The organism is Peribacillus sp. P4_B1 (assembly GCF_056402395.1).
This window is the reverse complement of sequence record NZ_JBFUHM010000047.1, coordinates 1-18,486: the sequence shown is the minus strand read 5'-3', so window position 1 is coordinate 18,486 and position 18,486 is coordinate 1. Positions and strand designations below refer to the sequence as shown.

Below are 18,486 nucleotides of genomic sequence, written 5' to 3'. Positions count from 1 at the left end.
TACTGATCGCAAAATACAATGATATAGCAACTAGCTTTTATTACCCAAGTAACGGGCTTTGTTGATTATGGAATATAAATCACTAAGCTGCTGGATTTCGTAGGTTGGCTCAATTCCCGTTTCATTTTGCTTCCGTTCAGGATTAAACCAGCAGGTATCCATGCCGGCAAGTTGGCCGCCTCTTATGTCTGCACTTAATGAGTCCCCGATTATCAATCCTTGTTCCGGTTTAAAATCAGGAATACAGGCAAATACGTAATCGAAGAATTCTTTCATAGGCTTTTGATATCCAGTATCCTCTGAAATGAAAACTTGTTTAAAATAAACATCCAAGCCTGAATCTCGCAAGCGTTTATCCTGGGTCCTGGAAACCCCATTTGACACAATATATAAATCGTGGTGCAGTTCTAAAATCGCAACCAATTCATGTGCCCCATTAACTTCCTGGTGCCCTTGTTCCAAATAACTACGATAGGTTTTCTCCAGTGCAACCCCGTCAACCACCCGGCCATATTCTTTAAAAAAAGTTGAAAATCGCGTATTGATTACCTCATTCCGCGATATTTCCCCCTTTTCAAATGACTTCCACAGGTTTTGGTTGATCATTTTATAGTGCGCCTCCGCTTGCTGTGTATACAACATTTGTTGCTCCTTGAGAAGTAAGCGCAGTGCATCACTTTCAGCCATCCTAAAATCTAAAAGTGTATCATCTATATCAAAAAATAAAGCTTTGTACCTGTTCATATGTATCGCCCCATTCAATGTTTCCATCCAACTTTGATTAACTCCTGATCATAACATAGTCTTTCTAGGTCATTTCAAGAGGCCGTTTTCCTTTTCCCGCCTATTTTGAATATTATCATCCCGGCAATGATAATCAGGATACCCGCCAACTGCTTGAATGTGAAGGGAACCTTCTCCAGCCCCAACAAACCTGTAGAATCCCAAGCCAGAGCAAATACAAGCTGTGCCGCCATCACGATTGAAATGGCGAAGGTAGGTCCCAGCAGCTTAACTCCCTGTGTCACACAAATGACCACACCTATGCCAACCAACCCGCTGAACCAATACCAGGGCTTCATATTATGCAGTTGAAAAAGTTCCATTCCCTCAAATGCGAACCCGCATAAAAACGAAGCAAGAAAGCCCAAACCTAATACAAGTGTCGTCGTTGACCATGGATTGACATGTTCATTTACTTTACTATTGAAAACGTTTTGTAAACTGACCATTGAACCCGCGAGTATTGCCCAACTTAATCCGAGCAACATCGTAACGCCTCCTTCAAATCATATAAACTATCTACTCATAGATATTATGGCTGGACAGTGCCTTTAACCCTTCCCAGTCCTTAACTTGGATGAACCCATCGGATCGATCAATCAAACCGTCCCTACAAAGCTGTAGGATGACTCGATTCAAGTGCCTGTAACTTGTCCCAATAAAGTTTGCAGTATCCTTCAAGCTCTCTGTATTCAGCCTTCCATTAATTTGGGCACTTGTTTCATCGAACGAAACAGATAGGAGGTAACTTGCAAGCCTTACTTCAACTGGATGCATTAAATTGAAACTAAGTGACTTGGACTTTACATAAAACTTCTGGGTGATGACCCTTAGTAAAAATTGCAGGAAGGCCGGTTGATCTTCGGCATACTTTTTTAACCATTGGTGCTGTATGCCGATAACATAGACATCCGATACCGCTTCAACAGTATTAATGATATCGATTCCCTGTATGTATTCAATATCTCCAATTACTTCAAGAGGGGTCTTGAATGACAAAATCAGATTCTTGCCTTCAACTGATGTCGTAGACACTTTAACTTTCCCCTTAACCAGCACGTACAAATAATTCACGCAATCGCCTTGGGAGCAAATGCATTCACCAGGATTAACCCGGTATAGAGATAAATAGGGCATCAAGGCTCCATTAAAAATGTTTTCCAACTGATGTGTCTTCAAATAGTGATTGAGTTTTTCCGAATCCATTATTTCTTTCATCTGATAAAGTTTCACTTCCTGCCTATTACTTATTATCCTTACAATTATACCGCTAATAAAATGATTCCTGCCATCATCAAGCCAAGCCCAATGAACTGTGGCAGTTGCATCTTCTGTTTCGTTACCCCAAACCATCCCTTGCTATCTATGAAAAAGCTAAGACTTAGCTGAGCCAGCAATAGAGCTGACACCGAAAACGTCACTCCGATCTGTTTATAAGCCGAAATATTACTGAAAATAATCACCGCTGCAAAGGTTCCACCCGACAAATACAAAGGTTTAACTTTTTTTAATTCAAGAGAATCCCCTTTACGCATCGTTATTAAAATTAACCCGGCGATGATGAAACCAGTGAATTGTGTGATTGTTGCGACTTGCCACGTGCTAAGGTCCCGGCTAATCTGGGAATTGGCTACACCCTGCAACGTTAGAAAAGCTCCGCCTAAAAATGAAAAGAAAATCCCTTTCACTGTTTCTCCCCCCTTCTTTCCATTATTTAATAACAGATATAAGATTCCGGAAAGGACATATGTCCCGCTGTTCGACTCCAGGTTCATCGTTGGAATGGAAGATTTTTTGGGGGAAATAACAAAAAATTCTCTGCCAAGACCAATCTTTAACAAGCAAAGGCCACTAATCAATTAGTGGCCTCGCTTGTTTACCATTAACTTGAATAATTAAAGACAAAATAAGTCTAATTCCTAGCAATCATTTTCGGAGAATTTAGCCGGCTAAAAATTAAGTGGTACCTTTTTATTTGTTATACTTATAAAAAATTTCAATGACTGCTCTGGTTAATATCTCAATACCAGTGAAAATGGCTTCCTGATTGAATACCATGTTGGGATGGTGCAACCCTGGCTCTAAATTGCAGCCAACACCCAGCATCGTGGCTTTAATTGCAGGTCTTTCCTTTGTATAAAAATGAAAATCCTCACCGCCGGGAGTGATGATGGGCTTAACGAGCCCTTTAGCCCCCAAAGTTTTTTCTATTGCCTTCCCCATCAATCGTTCCGCTTCTTGATCAATGGATGCGGCATAAACTCTTTCTTTGTGCTTGAAGGTAATTTGACATTGATGGAAGATGGACATTTTCTTCAAAACATCGTCCACCTTCTCGATCAATTCGTCCATCGCTTCATTCGTTTGGGCGCGTAAGTCAAGACTGAACTTGGAGGACCCAGGTATAATATTTGCATTTTCCCCTCCTGCGGAAACCTGTGTCATTTTGACTGAATAAGATAATTGCGGGTTTAGCCGTATTCCTTTAAGCTGTTCAACGATGGAACTGATCACTTCAATGGCGTTTAAAGTCAAATGAGGCCTGGCACCATGACCATCAAATCCGTGAATCTCACCAAACACTGTATCGGCTGACCCGTGAATGATGCCTGAAGCAGCTTGTCCATGCTTAATCTCATGAATGGGGCGCAAATGAAGACCAAAGAGAAAGTCAACATCATCCAATACCTGTTTTTCAATCATCTTTAAAGCACCCTCACCAACTTCTTCGGCAGGCTGAAAAATAAACTTTAACGTACCTGGAAGAATTGCCTTCATTTTTCTTAATAACAACAACACACCCAATACAATCGTCATGTGAGCATCATGCCCACATGAGTGGTTGGCACGTATTGTCCCATCAACCTCCTGAAGGAGAGCATCCATATCAGCCCTCAATCCGACCGTTAACTTATTTCGCCCTTCCTCTGGATACCATGTCCCCACGATTCCAGGGATATCCACAAAACTGGTCACTTTAAGATCGTTTTGTTTGAGGACCCTTGAAATATAAGATGTAGTCTCATATTCATTCCAGCTCACTTCAGGATTCTCATGAAGATGGTGGAAAATCTCCAAAACTTGAGGTTTTATTTCATTCAATAAGTCCTTCATCAAACCACTCCTTATTCTCTCAGGAAATACCAAGGGCCACTGCAACCATGAGTGCAATGCAAGCAATCAAAGTCCACCCGAAAACTAATTTCCAAATTAAATTTACCCATCGCTCATATGGAATCCCAGCGATGGCCAAATATCCCATCAACGCTGATGACGTTGGAATGATGGAATTCGTAACCGAATCCCCATATTGGAAGGCAAGAACGGCAAGCTGTCTTTCCAAACCCAATATATCCGTAATGTGAACCATGATCGGCATTGTTGCGGCAGCCTGTCCGCTACCCGAAGAAATGAATAAATTCAGGATTGCTTGAGTGAAGAACATGCCTACCACATTCAACGTTCGCGGTAAGTGGCTTATCCCGGACGCCGCCATGAAGACCAATGAATCTATGATTTTCCCTTCTTCCAGCACTACTGTTATAGCCCTTGCAAAACCGACGATCAAAGCCCCAAATGTTACTGCTTTGGCCCCACCGATAAATGAATCGAAAATTTGCCCAAGCTGAAGACCCCCTACTAGCCCGCTAACGATGCCCATAATCAAAAAAGAAGCGGTATGCTCGGTTAAAAACCAATCCATTTGAACACACCATAAATGTTAAAAGCCAGCCCAAAGGTCATCGTCTATACTTAAAACCTTAGCGAAAGAGAGGGATTCATGGAACTTCCCACTAATAAATCATAAATCGGCAATTTGGTGTACTTCCCCATCAGGTCATAGCAAGCTATATCAATGGCCGCTTTTGCCGAGGGATTTCCGCTGATGGTCGAATAAAACGCTTCCCCAGTTACATGTTCATCAGGCACTGCCTCCCCATATCCCACCAGCCCGTTATCGGCTATTAATTTTACGATAACAGAGGGCATACGCTTGTATGTTTTCATAGGAAATGACAAATGGCTCTTTTAATGGCAAATTTGTGGCATGAATTTCACAACGTTCAATAAGCAAAACAAACCTCCCTCTTCACTGTCGCTATATGTCGTTAATAAAAACAATATATACCAATCTCCTTTTCCTGTAAAGTCTGAAAATTTAATTTTCGGTAAGTTTCTTGAATTTCTCCGCTGGTACATATAAGTTCCGAGGTCTTCCTTGCCCATATGGATGTTCCTCTCCAATTTTGCTGAGACAGCCGCATTCAGTAAGTCTTTTAACGAATCTTTCTGCCGATCGTCTGGTACAACTCATGTATTCCTCTAGCTCTGCTGCTGAAAAAGCCCGAAAATGATTTATCGAAATAAACCGATGAATCAATTTTATATTTTTCGCACTCATTTTTAGTTCTCTGGCCAGTATTTGAATGGTTTCATCTTCATTTTTCAATTCCACTTGGTGATTCCCTTCAAATAATGGTCCCTGAAGTTTTTGATCTTCATCCACCAAGCATGCTACCGTTTTTCTTTTTAGGAATTTATCGGTAAAAAATAATGCTTGTGCCGAATGTTTTTCCGCCTCTTGAATCGTATATCCATATCCAATGCCAATTTGGAAGAGGGTTTTAAATTCTTGTTCCATTTGTCCGATGATTTCATCATAAATATCTGATTCAAATGCCTGTAATGCTCCGCGTGTAGTATAAATCAAATGTGGATTAAAATATTCAAGAGAAACACGAGCCTGTAATCTCTTACTCAATTTCTGTAAAAAATTTAAAAATAGACCACTTTCATTAAGCTTTTGTTGATAATCTTGAATGGAAATGACAGCAATCTGTGATTCTTCCGTTTTCCTCAGTTTCAACAAAGATATAGCTCCTGTAAGACTTTCTATTAAGGTATGTTTGGGCTGAACCATAAATCTGGAAGGAATGGATAGCCTTTGAAGTTCCTGATAAACAGCATGAATGCTCGTTAGTGCGAAATGGGTTTTTCCTTCTTTATGCCTGTTGCTATGGAATTGAATGAATTCGGCAATATTTAGTTTCTGGGTGCCTTCTTCCCTTTTGTAAACCCACGGGTAATCCTTCACATAAAGGGATTTTACTACGACTTCCGATTCTTCCAATACCTTCATTAACCGGTTTTTATCCGGTAAATCGATTGAGATTTCATTTATGGTAACCTTTTCCGTATGAGAAATAGATAACAACGAAAGCGCAACTGTCAATTCATCAAAAGGGACATATATAGCTTCTATTAAATTTCTTTTAACTTGTTCGTATCCATAATAAAAAGGGATGGAACCCGAAAACAATACTAGATCGGTTTGTTTACCGGCATCTTCTATTAATAGATTGGTTTCTTCCGGCAGATCATATTGAAAGGAAATGAATTGTACCTCAGGAAACAAAGGAAAGTGGACAGATAAGGATTCCAAAAAATACTTTGAGCCTATTACACCGATTTTCATGTTGCTTCACCTCGAAAATGAAATTTTATTTTTATTATAACGGTAGAATCGTATTAGTAACTACAAATATTCACCAAAATCCTGCATCTAAGTTTAAGCCTGTTTCATCATCAAATTTCGGAAATGTCACCTTACAACAAGCCAACATCGCCCATATTTGTTATTTATAGTATCTTATTAATAGGGAATTGAGAATCATGTTGTATTACGTTCCCATGGAATTTATCCGGTTTTAATTTCTAATTACCAGCTTTTAGTTTCACATTTAAAGTTACTAAATCACTGACAAAACGTTTTTTCTGGGAGGAGTTCAAGATGATCAAAGGTCTCTATGAAGCGCATTTACCAGTATCAGATATGCAAAGGTCGATTGATTTTTACCGCAAACTTGATTTAGAACTTGCCTATCAAAGCGAGAGGGTCGTTTTCTTCTGGCTTGAGAAAGGGAAAAGTTGGCTTGGTCTTTGGAAAACGAACCAAGTGGAAATTCCCTATCATCCTTCCATCCGTCATGTGGCATTACAAATTGATATAGGTGACATGCCATCGGCGAAAGATTGGCTGAAAAATAGAGGAATTGACATTCGGCCTTTCTTTAATTTTACTGAAGGACAGCAGCCTTTGGTTCTCGATAATAACCCGCAAGCCCATGCGGCCATTTATTTTGATGATCCAGACGGAAATGTACTTGAATTGATTGCTCCATTAAGGCTGCACTTTGAGGGAAGTTTTGGAGAGATGTCATTAGAAGATTGGTATAAACGATTCCCAATTTAAATGGGGAGATGATTCCAGTTGTTATTTTTGCAATTTAAGAATGGGACCCCCATCTGGGTGTCCCATTGCTTCTGGGGAAGGATTCTTGTTCAAAGGTACAAATGCATTACGGGATATCATGCCCCATCGAGCTAGTTAAAATGTTAAACCATTGTTCTTTTTTCATGCTTAGATTTAGTGAATCAATGGCACTATCCAGTCGTTCTTTCTTACCGGAACCAACGATCGGAATGATTTTTGCAGGATGTCTCAACAGCCATGCATACATAACCTCATCTATTCCATTAGCACCGATTTCTTCTTTTACGATTTCTAACGTTTTTCTTAAGCGGACAGCCTTTTCGTTTGATTCCTCAAAGATGCTACCTCCTGCGAGTGGTGACCATGCCATAGGAGCCACGCCCATTTCCTGACATAAGTTAATGGTTCCGTCTTCGAAGTTTTCAAGATTGTATGCAGAAAGTTCCAGTTGATTTGTTACTAGAGGATATTCAAGGTACGCTTGAAGCATATCCCATTGCGGTTTTTTGAAGTTCGATACCCCAAAGTTACGGACCTTTCCTGATTCTTTTAATTGATTAAACGCCTCAGCCGTTTCCGACGGGTCCATCAGGGGATCAGGACGATGGATAAGTAATAAATCAATATAATCCGTTTTAAGATTCATAAGGGATTGTTCAACAGACTTTATAATGTGGGTTTTATTAGTGTTATAATGGTGACTTTTATGAGAAGGGCGGTTTTCTGATTGTATGACTATGCCACATTTCGTAACGATCTCCATTTTTTCGCGTAAAGATGGCTTTAATGAAAGGGCGTTCCCAAAAATCTCCTCACATGTGTAGCTACCATATATATCAGCGTGATCATATGTAGTGACCCCCCGATCCATTCCATGTTCAATAAGAGATAGGATTTCTTCGGTGGAAAATTTCCAATCTGCCAATCTCCACATACCGTGAACAATGCGTGAAAGACTTAGATCTTCAGTTAGATTGACTCTTTGCATGTTGTTTCTCCCCTTTTATATCATGATTGGGCTTGCTAATTAGGTGTTTGTCATGGCTTACCTATGTTGCGGTTTCTTTCCTTATTACCCTTCATAACATATTGGTTAATTCTGTGCTAGTATCCTTGGCTACTGCAATGAATCTTAGTATAATTTAAAATTTCGAAGAATCCTAATCTTGAGTGACCCTCACATGCCACATTTTTAGAAAGTTAGGTTCATGAACTTTAGATAAGTTATATATCGCCCCCTTGTGGATGCAGAATCCCACGTTAGATCCATAAGAAAAAGGCTGCCGTAGCAACCTCCTAATCGAATAATCAAGAATTCATTTCCATCTAGCTAGCATGAAATATCAAAAATGCTTAGTTAGTTCTTTGAAGTTTTCTTGTGTAATTCAACGATTTCTATCGCTAAATCTTTTGTTGTCATGGAAGTAATCAAGTGATCTTGAGCATAGATTAAGAGCATTGGAATTTCGAATACCTCACCATACACTTCTTGTTGAATCAAACGGTTTGGATTTTATGTGCAGCAACAAACTCATCTTCCGCCTCCTTTTATTTTTCTTGGGCATCGCTTGATTTCCCCTGTTTTTGCAATGCGATGGCTTCCATTGCACAACTGCGGGCATTTCCGCTATGGAGAATTAATTGAAATGTTAATTCAGATAGATCCTCTTTCGTTTTCGTCATATGAACACCCTCTTTTTTGTTCGCAAAAAAGGACAGAAAAGGGTAATGGCAACATTCCCTTCTCTGTCCTTTTACCTGAGAGATTTGTTCAAAGTTTTTTTTGGAACTTGATCCTTCGTTGGCTGTGTATTGCACTCTCACACAATCGTCATCCGCTATATTTTTTTGAAACACTGTAAATATTTGCGACTGTAAATTATTTGCATAAGTGGTTTTTATGGTATCACTCTTTATTTATACATATTCAGAAAACTAAGAAATGATAAAACGAAGGAAAATCACTTTATATCAGCAAACGCCTTCAAATTTAATAGACTAATGCTTTTTTATGAAGTTCAGCTCTTGCTGATCGCTGATTGTATCCTGGTTTTTCTCTTTTTCTTTTAAAACATAACTAAGCAAGTCTAATGAGAGACGTGCTGCCACTTGTCCAGTTATTCCCGTATGATCGTAAGGAGGAGCTACTTCTACCATATCAAAACCGATTACTTCTCCTCTTTTTGCAATTCCATGGAGTATTTCGTTGACTTCATCATAAAGCAGGCCTCCAGGAGAAGGTGTGCCTGTCGCAGGGGCGATCGATGGATCGAGGCCATCAATGTCCATGGTAATATAATATTTTTCACCTGCTGGAATAAGTTCCAGCACCTGTTCAAATCCCATCTTTCTCATTTGACGTGGAGACAAGATGACACTTCCGTATTCTCTGGAAGCATCGACATCTTCTTTTTTACTGCTGCTGATTCCACGAATGCCCAATTGGAAAATCTTTTGAACATGATTCATTTCAGATAAGCGGCGGATGCAGCTTCCATGTCCAACCCGCATTCCTGAACGGTGATCTGCCCAGTCTAAATGCGCATCAATCTGGATCACATGAAATGGCCCGAGTTCTCCCAAGCCCCTTCCTACTGGTATTGTAATGGAATGATCTCCACCTAAAACAACCGGCATTGCACCTTTTGAAACGATTTTTCGAATGGCTTCTTCCGTATTATCATGGGATTGCATCATATCCCCATGTACCATGTCTACATCGCCGCAATCAACTACTTTCCATTTCGGGCCAAGATACATGATATCATTTTCAATATCATAGGCGCCATCTAACCCGAAACTATATAATGTAGAGCCTTCACGAATTCCTCTTGGACCCATTCTTGCTCCTGACTTCCATTGTGTTCCCATATCATTTGGAACTCCAATGACAGCTACATCTGCATCTAACTGGTCTAGATCAGGACATACGGGATATTTCCCGAAAGTACAGATTCCGGTAAAAGGTAAATTAAGATGTTGTTTTTTATTATTCGACATGAACTTTGCCTCCCACTTGTATTACGTTCTCCTAATGTCTCCTAATGTTCTCCTAATATATGCAAGCTTCATTCCAACCCATAAAACTAGAAAAAACGGAATTGTGTTGTCAATAATGACTACCAGGAACCGACACAGGTTTCTTTCCGTTCCTGGCCATCTTTAGATATAATATTTGAAATAATGGTAATTCAAAAAAATGCTTCCTCTATTAAGAAAAGTCAAAAATTTCTCGATGTAAGCACTCTCTTTTACTCAATTATCTTTACTTCTCCATTTTTAATGATCAAACCACTTGGTTGGCTCCACTTCTAAATTAATGTTGATTTGTTTTACCTCACTAAACTCATCTAAACCAAAAGTTCCTAATCCGCGGCCAATTCCGCTCTGCTTATAGCCTCCCCACGGGGCTTCATTGTAGGCTAAATTATAGGCATTAATCCATGTAATTCCGGCTCTTATTTTCTTAATCACTCTTAAAGCCTTTGCACCGTCTTGGGAAAATACACCTGCTGCGAGGCCATATGGGGTATCATTAGCAAGCTGGATGGCTTCCGCTTCATCTTTAAACTTTTGTACAGTCAGTACTGGCCCAAATATTTCTTCCTGAACAATTCTCATGTCCGGTTTGGTATCAACAAATATTGTCGGCTCAACAAAATAGCCCTTTTCAAGCCCATTGCTTGTTATACGCTTGCCGCCGCAGGCTAATGTCGCCCCTTCTTCTATGCCATGTTGAATATATTGGAGTACCTYATTCATATGTGCTTCACTGACAAGGGCACCCATTTCTGTAGAAGGATGATCACCAGGACCGACTTGGATCTTTTTCGCTTTCTCTATCAGTCTATCGATAAACTTGTCGTGAATGCTCTCTTCAAGCAGCAAACGCGATCCTGCATTACAAACTTGACCTGCATTTACAAAAATCCCATATAAAGCATAATCCACTGCTGTCTCAAAGTCTGCGTCGGCGAAAACGATGTTAGGCGACTTGCCACCTAGTTCGAGGGCAATGTTCTTAATATTTCCAGCAGCTGTTTTCATGATGCTTCTCCCCGTTGAGGTGCTGCCAGTGAATGAAACCATATCGACTTTATCGCTTTCCGCTAGTTCATTTCCTACGGTTCCCCCACCGCCCATCACGAGATTGGCAACGCCATCTGGAATGCCAACTTCTTTGATAATCTCGAACAATTTGGTAGTGGTAACCGGAGTTATCCCGGCTGGTTTAAACACGACCGCATTTCCTGCAGCAAGTGCAGGGGCTATTTTCCAAGCTCCCGTCAGTAGAGGAAAATTCCACGGAGCGATCAGTCCACATACCCCTACCGGCTCTCGAACAACCATAGCCTGTACAGGACCAGAAACAGGATACGTTTGGCCATCCGGTTTTGTGACTAAACCGGCATAGTAGCGAAAACAATCCGCTGCGTCAGCAATGTCAAACTCTGACTCTTTAAGAGGTTTTCCGGTATTGGCTGTTTCAAGTTGGCTAAGCTCAGATACATTTTCTTCAATCTTCTCCGCTATTTTATATAAATAGGAAGCCCGTTCCGAAGCCGGTAAGTCCGACCAAATCCCAGAATCAAATGCGGTTCGTGCTGCATCAATAGCCATCTTGGCATCTTCTGCATTTCCGTTGGGAGCCTCTGCAATGATCTTGCCGTTTGCCGGATTTACAATATTTTTCTTCTGTTTACTTGAAGAATCCATCCACTCACCGTTTATAAACATTTTCAACTTATGCAATTTGAAAAACCTCCAGTTCGTTATTCTTACTTTATAGCAATCTCATATCCATAAATAGCTAATTATGTACCCGCAGCAAGTGGGCATACGAATGTTTTCTGTAAACCATGGCGGCCGCCCAATTAAAACTCCCATCAAGCCGGCCGCCGATTCAAAAATTCTAGATCAACATTAATCTAGTTAAATTTTTAAATTAATGTTGTGTTTTTCGCCTCATAAGTCTTTTGAAATAATTCCAAATAATCTGCAGGTGTCACTTTTCGTGAATTAGCCTGTGTACACAAATGAACGGATGCCCCTTCAGCGAGGAATGGGAAATCTTCGGGATTGACATTACTTAAATCTCGAAAATCAGGAATGCCAATTTTACGTGCAAGCTCTTTTAACAATACAACACCATCATAGGCAGTTTCTTCTATTGTTTTCCCTTCTTTATTTGCTCCAAGTTTTTCAGCTACAATTGCATGCTTTTCCAGGTTTGAAGGAATATTAAATTCAAAAACATGAGGAAGAAAGATAGAATTTGCTACCCCATGTGGAGTATCATAAAGACCGCCAAGTGGTTCAGCCATAGCATGTACAGCACCAAGATCCGCGTTATCAAATGCCATACCTGCAATTAAACTGGCTACAAGCATATTTTTCCTTGCCTCTAAGTCGGTCCCATTTTCTACAGCTAACGGAAGGTACTTAGCAATTAATTCAATTGCATAAAGGCTGAGAGCATCGGAAATGGGTTCAGCAATATTGCTGGTATAAGCTTCGATAGCATGTGTAAGTGCATCCATTCCGGTAGCAGCAGTAATAGATTTAGGCAGAGTTAGAGTTAATTCAGGGTCCAAAATTGCTAGTTTTGGAGCCAATTTAATGTCAAGTATAGCCTCTTTCTGTTTTGTAACTGTATCTGTAATGACAGAACCTGTTGTAACCTCACTTCCGGTACCAGAAGTTGTAGGGATACAAATAAGGGGAGTTATTTCTCGCTCTAGTAAATTTAACCCGTAACGATCCCTAAGCTCTCCTCCATGGGTTAAAAGTGTACCAATTGCTTTTGCTGTATCCATCGAACTTCCGCCGCCAAGACCTATCAAAAGATCTATTTCCTCGTCTTTAAATTGTTGATAGGCTCTATGGCAATCTACATCTTTTGGATTAGGAGTAATTTCATCAAAAACAATATAATTGACACTTTCTTGGTCTAACGAATCGGTAACCTTTTGTAAAATTCCAGTTTGCGCCAGTCCTTTATCGGTAATAAGAAGTGCCTTTTTTCCTCCTAGCTCTTTTGCTCTTTTCCCAATATTTTTAACTTTTCCGTTCCCGAACTCTATAGATGTAGGTAGATTGAAATTAAAATCCCAGATCATCATTAATATCCCCTTTCAATTTTTCAAACAGTGTAATAGTAAGTGACTCGCTCTCTTTTACTCTTTTTTATCTACTTCTCCATTTTTAATGATCAAACCACTTTGTTGGCTCCACTTCTAAATTAATGTTGATTTGTTTTACCTCACTAAACTCATCTAAACCAAAAGTTCCTAATCCACGGCCAATTCCGCTCTGTTTGTAGCCTCCCCACGGTGCTTCATTGTAGGCTAGGTTATAAGCATTAATCCACGTAATTCCGGCTCTTATTTTCTTAGTCACTCTTAAAGCCTTCGCACCGTCTTGTGAAAATACACCTGCTGCGAGGCCGTATGGAGTATCATTGGCAAGCTGGATGGCTTCCGCTTCATCTTTAAATTTTTGCACGGTAAGTACTGGCCCGAATATTTCTTCCTGAACAATTCTCATGTCCGGTTTGGTATCAACAAATATCGTCGGCTCAACAAAATAGCCCATTTCAAGCCCATTGCTTGTTATACGCTTGCCTCCGCAGGCTAATGTCGCCCCTTCTTCTATGCCAAGTTGAATATATTGGAGTACCTTATTCATATGTGCTTCACTGACAAGGGCACCCATTTGTGTAGACGGTTGATCACCTGGGCCGACCCGGATCTTTTTCGCTTTCTCTGACAGTCTATCGATAAACTTGTCGTGAATGCTCTCTTCCAGCAGCAAACGCGATCCTGCATTACAAATTTGGCCAGCGTTGACAAAAATGCCATATAAAGCATAATCTACGGCTGTCTCAAAGTCTGCGTCGGCAAAAACGATGTTAGGTGACTTGCCGCCTAATTCGAGGGCAATGTTTTTAATATTTCCAGCTGCTGCTTTCATGATGCTTCTGCCCGTTGAGGTACTGCCAGTAAACGAAACCATATCAACTTTATCGCTTTCCGCTAGTTCATTTCCTACTGTTGCACCACCACCCATAACTAGATTGGCAACGCCATCCGGTATGCCAACTTCTTCGATAATCTCAAATAATTTAGTAGTCGTAATCGGAGTGACCTCGGATGTTTTAAATACAATCGTATTTCCTGCAGCAAGGGCAGGGGCTATTTTCCAAGCTCCAGTCAGTAAAGGAAAATTCCACGGAGCGATCAGTCCACATACCCCTACCGGCTCTCGAACAACCATGGCCTGTACAGGACCGGAAACAGGATACGTTTGGCCGTCCGGTTTAGTGACTAAACCGGCATAATAACGAAAACAATCCGCTGCATCCGCTATGTCAAACTCTGCTTCTTTAAGAGGTTTTCCGGTATTGGCTGTTTCAAATTGGCTAAGCTCAGATGCATGTTCTTCAATTTTCTTTGCTATTTTAAATAAATAGGAAGCCCGCTCCAAAGCCGGCAGGTCTGACCAAATGCCGGAATCAAATGCGGTTCGTGCCGCATCAATGGCCATCCGGGCATCTTCTGCATTTCCGTTGGGAGACTCCGCAATGATCTTACCGTTTGCGGGGTTAACAACATTACTCTTTTCTTTACTCAAAGAATCCATCCACTCACCGTTTATAAACTTTTTCAGCTTCAACAATTTGAAAAAACCTCCTGTTCGTTATTCTTACTTTAACGATCTCGCTTTAAAAATAGGTAGCGCTTTCATTTTTCTTTATTTTCAAAATATTACACCTCCTTTAGATACATTTACTTACTTCAGTGTAAGAAACGGATTAAAAGTCTTCTACCTTTGGGAAAGAATTTTTTCATTCACATCTTCTACCTCTTGAGGAATGATCTCTTCATCAAAATGAAACTCAGGAAGAGGCTTGCGAAAAAAATTGGTCATATAAAGAAGATATGCTAAGCCACATATCACCCAAATGCCTCCAAGAATCAATGCCTCTATTTCTAAATGTGACCATAACCACATAGTAAATACTGCGCCCATGAACGGTAAAAATAAATACCTTATGCAATCGTTAAAAGATCGTTTCTGATTTTTTATAAAATAATGGGCGATGACAGATAGATTAACAGATGCAAAAGCAATGAGCCCTCCAAAATTGATAAACTTGATAACTTGCTCCAAAGTTAACACGACGCCTAGTAAAGAAATTATTCCTATCACGATAATACCGTGTGACGGTGTTTTAAATTTGGGATGAATATAACCAAATAGATTTTCAGGCAATACTGAATCCCGGCCCATTGCATATAACACACGTGATGCGCTTGTAATTGAAGCAACTCCTGAAGAAAAGTTACCAATAATTACCGCAGTTATAAATAATGATTTGAATAGGTTTCCTCCTACAAGTATAGCGATTTCCATGGCTGCTGAATCAGTGTTTTCAAATGAAAAACCCGGAAAGACCAATTGTGCTAAGTAGGAAGAACCAATATACAAAACCCCTATTAACAGCAACATTATGATAATAGCTCTTGGGATGGTTTTTTCAGGATTGATTGTTTCCTCTGACAAGGTAGTAAGTGAGTCAAAACCAAGAAAACTAAAACAAAGAATTGAGGATCCTGCTAAGATTACTGACAAGGGAACGTCTGAATTGAATAATGGTTTACTCGAGAAAAGAGTGCCTGTCCCTACTCCATCTAATAAATTTTTGACGGTTAATATCCAGAAAAGACTAACGAAAATGATTTGAGCAATAACGAAAATTTTACTTGCAGATGCTGATGTCTTTACCCCTAGAATGCTCGGTACAACTATGATAGAAGTTAAAAGAATAATCCACACATAATGTGGAATCCCTGGAAACACTGCACTTAAAAAGACAGTGGACATCAAACACGTCACCATAGGTGTTAACATATAATCAAGCATAATTGTCCAACCAACAATAAACCCAACTTTAGGATTAATAGATTTTTGAGTAAATGTATAAGCTGAACCTGAGATAGGGTATGCTTTTGCCATCTTTCCATAGCTGAGCGCTGTAAAAAATATTGCTAGAAATGCAATACTATACGCACCCGTAATTACACCATGTGAGGTTACGGTAGCTATTCCATAGGTATTAAAAAATACCATGGGGTTATTCCAAGCAATCCCTAAAAAAACAACCTGTGACAAAGTAAGTGTTCTAGCAAGTTTTTTCCGTTTCATAATCAGCTCCCCCACATTTATAAAGAATACTCAGAAGATTTGAATTATTGTGTATTTTGATTATAAAGGTTGTTGTAACACAAAGGTCAACACCTGTATTATATTTTTTAAGGGGGCGATTAAACTGAAAGAAAAATTAACTATCGGTGAGATGGCAAAGTTACGAGGGATGACTACGGAGACCTTACGCCATTATGATCGGATTAACTTATTCAAGCCGCAATATATCGATTCACATTCGGGATATCGCTACTATTCAATTTTCCAGTACGAGGTTTTAGGAACCATTAAAGAATTACGGCAACTTGGAATGAGTACGGACGAAATAAAGGATTATTTCAATGAACGTAATTTCAGTAAGTCTCTAGACATTCTTAAAGTCAAACACGCAGATCTTGTTTCAAAGCTAAATGAATTAACTGACTTGGAAGAAAATATCCAGAAAAAAATTGAATATTTAGATCAAATATCAAGAGAAAAGGAACTACAAACAGTCATGTTCCACAAAATAGGACCCAGGAAATTAATTACATTGAATGAAAAAATCAATAATAATTTAGAGCTCTGTTATGGAGTTATAAGGCTAGAAAATATGCTTGCTGAGAAGTCACCAATTCTGGCCAGTAACAGACTAGGAATTCTCATCCAGGAAGCAGATCTTAAATCTAAACGTTTTGAAGAACCATCAGTCATTTTTGTTGTGGCAAAAAATAAAGAAAAAATACCAAAGCAGCACCAAAGAATCATTCAGGCTGGGTTGTTTGCGTGTATCCGTTATAATGGGGAATTATTATGGAACCGAAGTGAAAGCTTGAGTAAAATAATGGATTATCTTGATGAAGGTGGTTATCAAATTACCGGCGATGCGCTGCAAATTATGCATGTTGATATTACGATCACAGATAAACCAAACGAGGTTACCTTTGAAATTCAAGTTCCCGTTCAAAAGGTCTGACCTATTTGCGCAGGACAAATGTTTATGTGTGTGGTTTAGACAAAAAAAATAGGAGTAGAGGTTCTGGTGCAAGAAATCTATGAAACTTTGACATACTGATACCACTAATCTAAAAAGGATGTGGATTATATTTCATCCGTTAAAGAAGAATGGTTAATTATTAAAAAGAAGGAAGAAGATAAAATGTTTCCAAAATTAGCACAGAAAGACTATTACTAAGAGAATGACAAAAGAGGATGCAGAAGGTATTTTACTTGCATTTCTAACGAAGATCTAACACGTTTTTATGAGCAAGAAACATTACAGAATATAGACATGCAGAGAGATTGATAGATTTTCTTTCAAAAAAACTATAATGAAAAAAAGACGTATTCGCTGAGGGATTGAAAAAAAAGATGCCAAAGATATAATTGGAACAAATGGGTTACTAAATCCACCCATAGCAGTGGAGAAGAGGGTATACTTCAGAAGCAATATATTTTGAATAGTTTGATTAATGCATCTCGGTAATAAAGTCGTTTTTAATTTTTAATGCTAAAAAGTAAAAGCCTTTGTACTTACCCTAACAAAGGCTCTTTAAAGTTAATTAAAAAGTTCATTAAAAGAGAAGTTAAAATATTCTAATCGCACTTTTCCCTTCTCCCCCATAGGTATCATCGTTAGTTATTGCCATGATGTCCGAGATTGGGATTGTCACTTTGAAAAACTGCCATTTAATGATCAAATTTTCATTTATTTTTTCAATTTGAATTCCAATCAATATAAGTCCCTCCTTAATGCAACCGGTTAATTTTAACATTTATCATCTACTTTTCATTAATGACTACTAATTCATTTTTATAGAATTCTATTTTAAGCATATAAGTTAACTTGATAATAGAGGGAATATGTTCATAYGATGTTCTGAGAAATTAATTCTTTACTATAAACATTTTTTTATCCATTAAAAGGCCCCTCTCGATGGAGAAGAGCCTTTTATGATTGCACTTAACACTTAACCTTCAAGTTCCTTTTTCTTGTTCAAAAGTTGAAGATATTCCCTATCCAATTCCTCCTTTTCCTCTTCATTCATAACCCTGGACAGTTTCCCAAGTGTATCGATGATTTGCACTTCAATCATAAGAAGTTCATCCTGTTTAACTTGATGGCCATCCATGCCCTTATACAATTTTGTTGATTCCTGGTTGACATTTCTTACTCTAGGAGGTTCWTCCTCGAATGAAAGTACATGCGTTGCAAGTGATTGGATCAATGAACTATCATGACT

At 39.2% G+C, this 18,486-nt stretch carries 19 protein-coding genes and 1 pseudogene; 2 read left to right on the top strand and 18 right to left on the bottom strand.

Going from position 1 to position 18,486, the window contains the following annotated elements; translation table 11 throughout:
- Window positions 1-30 precede the first annotated feature (30 nt).
- From AC1DVK_RS21195 to AC1DVK_RS21160, 8 genes are all read right to left on the bottom strand, one after another.
- Window positions 31-744, bottom strand: coding sequence for a YjjG family noncanonical pyrimidine nucleotidase (locus tag AC1DVK_RS21195; protein ID WP_289321233.1), 714 nt, complete (start codon window positions 742-744; stop codon window positions 31-33).
- Window positions 745-818: 74 nt separating this feature from the next.
- Window positions 819-1,271 (bottom strand): DMT family transporter, encoded by a 453-nt coding sequence (locus AC1DVK_RS21190; protein ID WP_061462671.1) that lies wholly within the window; start codon window positions 1,269-1,271, stop codon window positions 819-821.
- A 31-nt stretch (window positions 1,272-1,302) separates the two neighbouring features.
- The gene (locus AC1DVK_RS21185; protein WP_061462669.1) at window positions 1,303-2,001 is read right to left on the bottom strand and encodes a Crp/Fnr family transcriptional regulator; all 699 of its coding nucleotides are present in this window, start codon (window positions 1,999-2,001) and stop codon (window positions 1,303-1,305) included.
- 44 nt (window positions 2,002-2,045) lie between these two features.
- Window positions 2,046-2,471 (bottom strand): DMT family transporter, encoded by a 426-nt coding sequence (locus AC1DVK_RS21180; protein ID WP_061466041.1) that lies wholly within the window; start codon window positions 2,469-2,471, stop codon window positions 2,046-2,048.
- Window positions 2,472-2,754: 283 nt separating this feature from the next.
- Entirely contained in the window at window positions 2,755-3,897 is a 1,143-nt protein-coding gene (locus AC1DVK_RS21175) for a M20 peptidase aminoacylase family protein (RefSeq protein WP_477627312.1), read from the bottom strand.
- Window positions 3,898-3,916: 19 nt separating this feature from the next.
- Window positions 3,917-4,486, bottom strand: a complete 570-nt coding sequence (locus tag AC1DVK_RS21170) for an AbgT family transporter (protein WP_477627311.1) — start codon at window positions 4,484-4,486, stop codon at window positions 3,917-3,919.
- Window positions 4,487-4,536: 50 nt separating this feature from the next.
- A complete protein-coding gene (locus AC1DVK_RS21165) occupies window positions 4,537-4,791 on the bottom strand; it encodes a hypothetical protein (protein ID WP_477627310.1) in 255 nt (84 codons plus the stop codon).
- Window positions 4,792-4,942: 151 nt separating this feature from the next.
- Window positions 4,943-6,259 carry a MarR family transcriptional regulator gene (locus AC1DVK_RS21160; protein WP_477627309.1) on the bottom strand — a complete coding sequence of 439 codons (1,317 nt, stop codon included), beginning with the start codon at window positions 6,257-6,259 and terminating at the stop codon, window positions 4,943-4,945.
- Window positions 6,260-6,574: 315 nt separating this feature from the next.
- Here AC1DVK_RS21160 and AC1DVK_RS21155 point away from each other — a divergent pair, with 315 nt between their 5' ends.
- Window positions 6,575-7,036, top strand: a complete 462-nt coding sequence (locus AC1DVK_RS21155; RefSeq protein ID WP_477627308.1) for a VOC family protein — start codon at window positions 6,575-6,577, stop codon at window positions 7,034-7,036.
- A gap of 106 nt (window positions 7,037-7,142) precedes the next feature.
- Here AC1DVK_RS21155 and AC1DVK_RS21150 read toward each other — a convergent pair whose 3' ends face one another.
- The 8 genes from AC1DVK_RS21150 to AC1DVK_RS21115 all read right to left on the bottom strand — a co-directional run bounded on the left by AC1DVK_RS21150 (window position 7,143) and on the right by AC1DVK_RS21115 (window position 16,264).
- Entirely contained in the window at window positions 7,143-8,045 is a 903-nt protein-coding gene (locus AC1DVK_RS21150; protein ID WP_477627307.1) for an aldo/keto reductase, read from the bottom strand.
- A 369-nt stretch (window positions 8,046-8,414) separates the two neighbouring features.
- The gene (locus tag AC1DVK_RS21145; RefSeq protein WP_410862214.1) at window positions 8,415-8,516 is read right to left on the bottom strand and encodes a PTS lactose/cellobiose transporter subunit IIA; all 102 of its coding nucleotides are present in this window, start codon (window positions 8,514-8,516) and stop codon (window positions 8,415-8,417) included.
- An 89-nt stretch (window positions 8,517-8,605) separates the two neighbouring features.
- The gene (locus AC1DVK_RS21140) at window positions 8,606-8,740 is read right to left on the bottom strand and encodes a PTS lactose/cellobiose transporter subunit IIA (protein WP_410862216.1); all 135 of its coding nucleotides are present in this window, start codon (window positions 8,738-8,740) and stop codon (window positions 8,606-8,608) included.
- A 315-nt stretch (window positions 8,741-9,055) separates the two neighbouring features.
- Entirely contained in the window at window positions 9,056-10,057 is a 1,002-nt protein-coding gene (gene speB / locus AC1DVK_RS21135) for an agmatinase (RefSeq protein ID WP_089364955.1), read from the bottom strand.
- Between the two features lie 279 nt (window positions 10,058-10,336).
- Window positions 10,337-11,809 (bottom strand): aldehyde dehydrogenase family protein, encoded by a 1,473-nt coding sequence (locus tag AC1DVK_RS21130; protein WP_477627306.1) that lies wholly within the window; start codon window positions 11,807-11,809, stop codon window positions 10,337-10,339.
- Between the two features lie 188 nt (window positions 11,810-11,997).
- Window positions 11,998-13,176 carry an iron-containing alcohol dehydrogenase gene (locus AC1DVK_RS21125; RefSeq protein WP_089364957.1) on the bottom strand — a complete coding sequence of 393 codons (1,179 nt, stop codon included), beginning with the start codon at window positions 13,174-13,176 and terminating at the stop codon, window positions 11,998-12,000.
- An 85-nt stretch (window positions 13,177-13,261) separates the two neighbouring features.
- Entirely contained in the window at window positions 13,262-14,734 is a 1,473-nt protein-coding gene (locus AC1DVK_RS21120; RefSeq protein WP_089364958.1) for an aldehyde dehydrogenase family protein, read from the bottom strand.
- 147 nt (window positions 14,735-14,881) lie between these two features.
- A complete protein-coding gene (locus AC1DVK_RS21115; RefSeq protein ID WP_089364959.1) occupies window positions 14,882-16,264 on the bottom strand; it encodes an APC family permease in 1,383 nt (460 codons plus the stop codon).
- Between the two features lie 151 nt (window positions 16,265-16,415).
- Between AC1DVK_RS21115 and AC1DVK_RS21110 the strand changes: the two genes are divergently transcribed.
- Window positions 16,416-17,219, top strand: coding sequence for a MerR family transcriptional regulator (locus AC1DVK_RS21110; RefSeq protein WP_089364960.1), 804 nt, complete (start codon window positions 16,416-16,418; stop codon window positions 17,217-17,219).
- A gap of 610 nt (window positions 17,220-17,829) precedes the next feature.
- Here AC1DVK_RS21110 and AC1DVK_RS21105 read toward each other — a convergent pair.
- Both AC1DVK_RS21105 and AC1DVK_RS21100 read right to left on the bottom strand, forming a co-directional pair.
- Window positions 17,830-17,979 (bottom strand): SunI/YnzG family protein, encoded by a 150-nt coding sequence (locus AC1DVK_RS21105; RefSeq protein WP_410862226.1) that lies wholly within the window; start codon window positions 17,977-17,979, stop codon window positions 17,830-17,832.
- A 234-nt stretch (window positions 17,980-18,213) separates the two neighbouring features.
- Window positions 18,214-18,486: pseudogene (locus tag AC1DVK_RS21100) on the bottom strand (ribosomal protection-like ABC-F family protein); the annotation flags it as partial.

Coding starts and splice junctions, on each gene's coding strand:
- AC1DVK_RS21195 (WP_289321233.1), bottom strand. CDS start 744: ATGAACAGGTACAAAGCTTTATTTTTTGATATAGATGATACACTTTTA.
- AC1DVK_RS21190 (WP_061462671.1), bottom strand. CDS start 1,271: ATGTTGCTCGGATTAAGTTGGGCAATACTCGCGGGTTCAATGGTCAGT.
- AC1DVK_RS21185 (WP_061462669.1), bottom strand. CDS start 2,001: ATGAAAGAAATAATGGATTCGGAAAAACTCAATCACTATTTGAAGACA.
- AC1DVK_RS21175 (WP_477627312.1), bottom strand. CDS start 3,897: ATGAAGGACTTATTGAATGAAATAAAACCTCAAGTTTTGGAGATTTTC.
- AC1DVK_RS21170 (WP_477627311.1), bottom strand. CDS start 4,486: ATGGATTGGTTTTTAACCGAGCATACCGCTTCTTTTTTGATTATGGGC.
- AC1DVK_RS21165 (WP_477627310.1), bottom strand. CDS start 4,791: ATGAAAACATACAAGCGTATGCCCTCTGTTATCGTAAAATTAATAGCC.
- AC1DVK_RS21160 (WP_477627309.1), bottom strand. CDS start 6,259: ATGAAAATCGGTGTAATAGGCTCAAAGTATTTTTTGGAATCCTTATCT.
- AC1DVK_RS21155 (WP_477627308.1), top strand. CDS start 6,575: ATGATCAAAGGTCTCTATGAAGCGCATTTACCAGTATCAGATATGCAA.
- AC1DVK_RS21150 (WP_477627307.1), bottom strand. CDS start 8,045: ATGCAAAGAGTCAATCTAACTGAAGATCTAAGTCTTTCACGCATTGTT.
- AC1DVK_RS21145 (WP_410862214.1), bottom strand. CDS start 8,516: ATGCTCTTAATCTATGCTCAAGATCACTTGATTACTTCCATGACAACA.
- AC1DVK_RS21140 (WP_410862216.1), bottom strand. CDS start 8,740: ATGACGAAAACGAAAGAGGATCTATCTGAATTAACATTTCAATTAATT.
- speB (WP_089364955.1), bottom strand. CDS start 10,057: ATGTCGAATAATAAAAAACAACATCTTAATTTACCTTTTACCGGAATC.
- AC1DVK_RS21125 (WP_089364957.1), bottom strand. CDS start 13,176: ATGATCTGGGATTTTAATTTCAATCTACCTACATCTATAGAGTTCGGG.
- AC1DVK_RS21115 (WP_089364959.1), bottom strand. CDS start 16,264: ATGAAACGGAAAAAACTTGCTAGAACACTTACTTTGTCACAGGTTGTT.
- AC1DVK_RS21110 (WP_089364960.1), top strand. CDS start 16,416: ATGGCAAAGTTACGAGGGATGACTACGGAGACCTTACGCCATTATGAT.